Here is a 230-nt window from a genome sequence, read left to right on the forward strand (position 1 = left end):
GATGACATCCAATAATGTCTTTCCTTCGGAACCGATTTTTTCCACAACCATTACCTTGAGACCGGCTGATTCTAAAATAGCGGCCGTTCCTTTTGTGGCCATTAAGCGGTAGCCGTTTGCGGCAAATCTTACTGCGAGCTTTAAAGCTTCTTGTTTATCCTTATCTGCAACTGTAAACAACACGGTACCAAACTTTTGAATATTCAATCCTGAAGCAACCAACCCCTTAT

General features: G+C 42.2%; 1 pseudogene. It reads right to left on the bottom strand.

Annotated elements, in window-relative coordinates:
- Positions 1-230, bottom strand: a pseudogene (locus RYX56_RS25615) (carbamoyl phosphate synthase large subunit); the annotation flags it as partial.

Origin of the sequence: Alkalihalophilus lindianensis (assembly GCF_032843265.1) — a bacterium.
GTDB classification, from domain to species: Bacteria; Bacillota; Bacilli; order Bacillales; family Bacillaceae_D; genus Alkalihalophilus; species Alkalihalophilus lindianensis.